This is a genomic window from Streptomyces sp. WELS2, from assembly GCF_013870595.1.
Lineage (GTDB): Bacteria > Actinomycetota > Actinomycetes > Streptomycetales > Streptomycetaceae > Streptomyces.
On sequence record NZ_JACBWZ010000486.1, the window covers coordinates 1 to 4,770 of the forward strand.

3 protein-coding genes are annotated in these 4,770 nt (G+C 73.5%); all 3 read left to right on the forward strand.

Translation table 11 applies throughout. The features are described 5' to 3' along the window. Nucleotides 1-68 precede the first annotated feature (68 nt). The 3 genes from hpnE (at nt 69) to shc (ending at nt 4,706) form a co-directional block, all read left to right on the forward strand. Entirely contained in the window at nt 69-1,427 is a 1,359-nt protein-coding gene (gene hpnE / locus H5J33_RS23840) for a hydroxysqualene dehydroxylase HpnE (protein ID WP_181796947.1), read from the forward strand. Between the two features lie 67 nt (nt 1,428-1,494). Then, nucleotides 1,495-2,559: a polyprenyl synthetase family protein gene (locus tag H5J33_RS23845; RefSeq protein WP_030792673.1), complete on the forward strand. Its 1,065-nt coding sequence runs from the start codon at nt 1,495-1,497 to the stop codon at nt 2,557-2,559. Between the two features lie 116 nt (nt 2,560-2,675). Next, complete coding sequence (gene shc, locus H5J33_RS23850) at nt 2,676-4,706, forward strand: squalene--hopene cyclase (RefSeq protein ID WP_181796946.1); 2,031 nt, start codon at nt 2,676-2,678, stop codon at nt 4,704-4,706. Nucleotides 4,707-4,770 lie beyond the last annotated feature (64 nt).

Genomic DNA, 4,770 nt, shown 5'->3' on the forward strand with positions numbered 1-4,770 from the left:
GCGACGGCTCACCCCACCCCGCACCGGCACCGGCCGACCCCTCGCGGCCGACGGCCCGCAGCGCGGTCGTGGTCGGTGGCGGACTCGCCGGCATCACCGCGGCGCTCGCCCTCGCCGACGCGGGCATCCGGGTCACCCTGCTCGAAGGCAGGCCCAGGCTGGGCGGCCTCGCCTTCTCCTTCCAGCGCGGCGAACTGACCGTCGACAACGGCCAGCACGTGTACCTGCGCTGCTGCACCGCCTACCGCTGGTTCCTCGACCGGATCCAGGGCGCGGCGCTGGCACCGCTGCAGGACCGCCTGGACGTGCCCGTCGTCGACGTCGCCAAGCCCGTGGGCCGGCGGCTCGGCAGACTGCGGCGCGACCCGCTGCCCGTCCCCCTCCACCTGGGACGCAGCCTGGCCGCCTATCCGCACCTCTCGCTCGCCGAGCGCGCCGCCGTCGGGCGGGCCGCGCTCGCGCTGAAGGGGCTCGACCTCGCCGATCCGACCCTGGACACCCAGGACTTCGGCAGCTGGCTGACCGCGCACGGCCAGTCCGCGCGCGCCATCGAGGCCCTGTGGGACCTGGTCGGGGTCGCCACCCTCAACGCGGTCGCGGGCGACGCCTCGCTGGGGCTCGCCGCGATGGTGTTCAAGACCGGTCTGCTGTCCGACCCGGGCGCGGCCGACATCGGCTGGGCCCGCGTCCCGCTGGGCGAACTGCACGACCGGCTGGCCCGCAAGGCGCTCGACTCCGCGGGCGTCCGTACCGAGGTCCGTACACGCGTCACCTCCGTCTCCACCAACGACAACGGCGGGTGGAGCGTTCAAGTTCCCGGCGAGACGCTTTCCGCAGACGCCGTCGTACTGGCCGTGCCCCAGCGCGAGGCCCACGACCTGCTCCCGCCCGGTGCCCTGGACGCGCCCGGGCGGCTGCTGGAGATCGGCACCGCGCCGATCCTCAACGTCCATGTCGTCTACGACCGCAAGGTGCTCGCGCGCCCCTTCCTCGCGGCGCTCGGCACCCCGGTGCAGTGGGTGTTCGACCGCACCGACGCCTCCGGCCTGCGCACGGGCCAGTACCTCGCGCTGTCCCAGTCGGCCGCGCAGGACGAGATCGACAGGCCGGTGGCCGAACTCCGCGAGCGTTATCTGCCCGAGCTGGAGCGGCTCATCCCGGGCACCCGCGCCGCCGAGGTCAAGGACTTCTTCGTGACCCGGGAGCGCACGGCCACGTTCGCCCCCACCCCCGGCGTCGGACGCCTCAGGCCCGGCGCCCGGACCAAGGCCCCCGGCCTGTACCTGGCCGGAGCGTGGACCGCCACCGGGTGGCCCGCGACCATGGAGAGTGCGGTCCGCAGCGGAGTGAGCGCGGCCGACGCCGTGCTCGGCACGCTGGGCCGGCCCCGCCCCCGCCACCTCTTCGAGTTCGAGGAGGCGGCGTGACGCCCGGCCGGCGGGCGAACGCCCCCGCACCCCCGGTACCGCAACCAGAGGAGAGATTGTGCCCACTGTGCCCCCGGCCGCGACGCCCGCTCGGAGGCCCGCGGTGGACGTGACCGCGCTCCTGGAGCGCGGCAGGAACCTGGCCACACCGGTGCTGCGGGCGGCCGTCGACCGCCTGGCCCCGCCCATGGACACCGTGGCCGCCTACCACTTCGGCTGGATCGACGCCGCCGGCAACCCCGTGGACGGCGACGGCGGCAAGGCCGTCCGCCCCGCGCTGGCCGTGCTGTCCGCCGAGGTCACCGGTGCCGCGCCCGAGGCGGGCGTGCCCGGCGCGGTCGCCGTCGAACTCGTGCACAACTTCTCGCTGCTGCACGACGATCTGATGGACGGCGACGAGCAGCGCCGGCACCGCGACACCGTCTGGAAGGTGCACGGCCCCGCCCAGGCCATCCTGGTCGGCGACGCGCTGTTCGCCCTCGCCGGCGAGGTCCTGCTGGAGCTCGGCACCGTCGAGGCCGGCCGCGCCGCCCGCCGGCTGACCGCGGCCACCCGCGCCCTGATCGACGGCCAGGCCCAGGACATCTCCTACGAGCACCGCGACCGCGTCAGCGTCGAGGAGTGCCTGGAGATGGAGGGCAACAAGACCGGTTCCCTGCTCGCCTGCGCCTCGTCCATCGGCGCGGTCCTCGGCGGCGCCGACGACACCACCGCCGACGCCCTGGAGCGCTACGGCTACCACCTCGGCCTCGCCTTCCAGGCCGTGGACGACCTGCTCGGCATCTGGGGCGACCCGGAGGCCACCGGCAAGCAGACCTGGAGCGACCTGCGCCAGCGCAAGAAGTCCCTGCCGGTCGTCGCCGCCCTCGCGGCCGGCGGCCCCGCCTCCGAACAGCTCGGCGAGATCCTCGCCGCGGACGCCAAGAGCAGCGACTTCGAGAACTTCTCCGAGGAGGAGTTCGCGGCCCGCGCCGCCCTCATCGAGGAGGCCGGCGGCCGCGAGTGGACGGCCGCCGAAGCGCGCCGTCAGCACACCATCGCCATCGAAGCCCTCGACGCCGTGGACATGCCCGACCGGGTACGGGACTCCTTCACGGCGCTCGCCGACTTCGTCGTCGTACGAAAGAGATGATCACCATTGGCTGGATAAGCCTCGCGTAGTCGCCGGCCGGTGCCGCCATACGAAGGGCACCGGCCGACGGCGGACCCACAGCAGCACGACTCGCACGACTGCACGAAGGGGAAGCCATGACAGCGACGACCGACGGAAGCACCGGGGCCATCTTGCCGTCCCGGGCTGCCGCGGCCAGCGACTCCACCCTCACCATCCCCGAGACGGCCGGGGTACAAGAAGCCGCCGCGCGCGCCGTTCAGCGCGCCACCGATTTCCTGCTCGCCCGGCAGGACGCCGAGGGCTGGTGGAAAGGCGACCTGGAGACCAACGTCACCATGGACGCCGAGGATCTGCTGCTCCGTCAGTTCCTGGGCATCCTGGACGAGACCACCACGCAGGCCGCCGCGAAGTTCATCCGCGGCGAGCAGCGCGAGGACGGCACCTGGGCCACCTTCTACGGCGGCCCGGGCGAGCTGTCCACCACCGTGGAGGCGTACGTCGCCCTGCGCCTGGCCGGCGACGCGCCCGACGCGCCGCACATGGCGAAGGCCTCGGCCTGGATCCGTGAGCGGGGCGGCATCGCCGCCGCCCGGGTGTTCACCCGGATCTGGCTCGCCCTGTTCGGCTGGTGGAAGTGGGACGACCTGCCCGAACTCCCGCCGGAGCTGATCTTCTTCCCCACCTGGTTCCCGCTCAACATCTACGACTTCGGATGCTGGGCGCGGCAGACCATCGTGCCGCTCACCATCGTCTCCGCCAAGCGGCCGGTGCGCCCGGCCCCGTTCGCGCTGGACGAGCTGCACACCGATCCGGCCAATCCCAACCCGCCGCAGCCGCTCGCCCCGGTGGCGAGCTGGGACGGGGTCTTCCAGCGGCTGGACAAGGTGGTCCGCGGCTACCGCAAGGTCGCCGTGCGCAGACTGCGCAAGGCCGCGATGAACGCGGCGGCCCGCTGGATCATCGAACGGCAGGAGAACGACGGCTGCTGGGGCGGCATCCAGCCCCCGGCCGTGTACTCCGTCATCGCCCTGCACCTGCTCGGCTACGACCTGCAGCACCCGGTGCTGCGCGAGGGCCTCGCCTCCCTGGACCGCTTCGCCGTCTGGCGCGAGGACGGCGCCCGGATGATCGAGGCCTGCCAGTCCCCGGTGTGGGACACCTGCCTGGCCACCATCGCGCTCGTGGACGCCGGACTGCCCACGGACCACCCGCAACTGGTCAAGGCGGCCGACTGGATGCTCGGCGAGGAGATCGCCCGGCCCGGCGACTGGGCGGTGCGCCGGCCCGAACTGCCCCCGGGCGGCTGGGCCTTCGAGTTCCACAACGACAACTACCCCGACATCGACGACACCGCCGAGGTCGCGCTCGCGCTGCGCCGCGTCCGCCACCACGACCCCGAGCACGTGGACCGGGCCATCGGCCGCGCCGTCCGCTGGAACCTCGGCATGCAGTCGAAGAACGGTGCCTGGGGCGCCTTCGACGTGGACAACACCAGCCCGTTCCCGAACCGGCTGCCGTTCTGCGACTTCGGCGAGGTGATCGACCCGCCGTCCGCGGACGTCACCGCGCACGTGGTGGAGATGCTCGCCGCCGAGGGCCTGGCCGACGACCCGCGCACCCGGCGCGGCATCGACTGGCTGCTCGCCGAACAGGAGCCGAACGGCTCGTGGTTCGGCCGCTGGGGCGTCAACTACATCTACGGCACCGGCTCGGTGGTCCCCGCGCTCACCGCGGCCGGACTGCCCACCTCGCACCCGGCGATCCGGCGGGCCGTGACCTGGCTGGAGAGCGTCCAGAACGACGACGGCGGCTGGGGCGAGGACCTGCGCTCCTACAAGGACGCCAAGGAATGGAGCGGCCGGGGCGCCTCCACCGCCTCGCAGACCGGGTGGGCGCTGATGGCGCTGCTCGCGGCGGGGGAGAAGGGCTCCGCGGCCGTCGAGCGCGGCGTGCGGTGGCTGGCCGGCACCCAGCGGGAGGACGGCGGGTGGGACGAGCCGTACTTCACCGGCACCGGCTTCCCCTGGGACTTCTCCATCAACTACCACCTGTACCGGCAGGTGTTCCCGCTCACCGCGCTCGGCCGGTACCTGCACGGGGACCCCTTCGAGCGCAACCTGTTCGCCCGGGCCGCGAAGGCCTCCGCGCGGGCCGAGGGAGACTGATGTGAGCCACCAGCCCGCTCCGGCTCCGCTGCTGATCGCCTGCGCGCTCGGCATCGAGCACCTC

Bases quoted from the DNA above. Each gene is read 5' to 3' on its own strand.
- shc (WP_181796946.1), top strand. From the start codon at position 2,676: ATGACAGCGACGACCGACGGAAGCACCGGGGCCATCTTGCCGTCCCGG.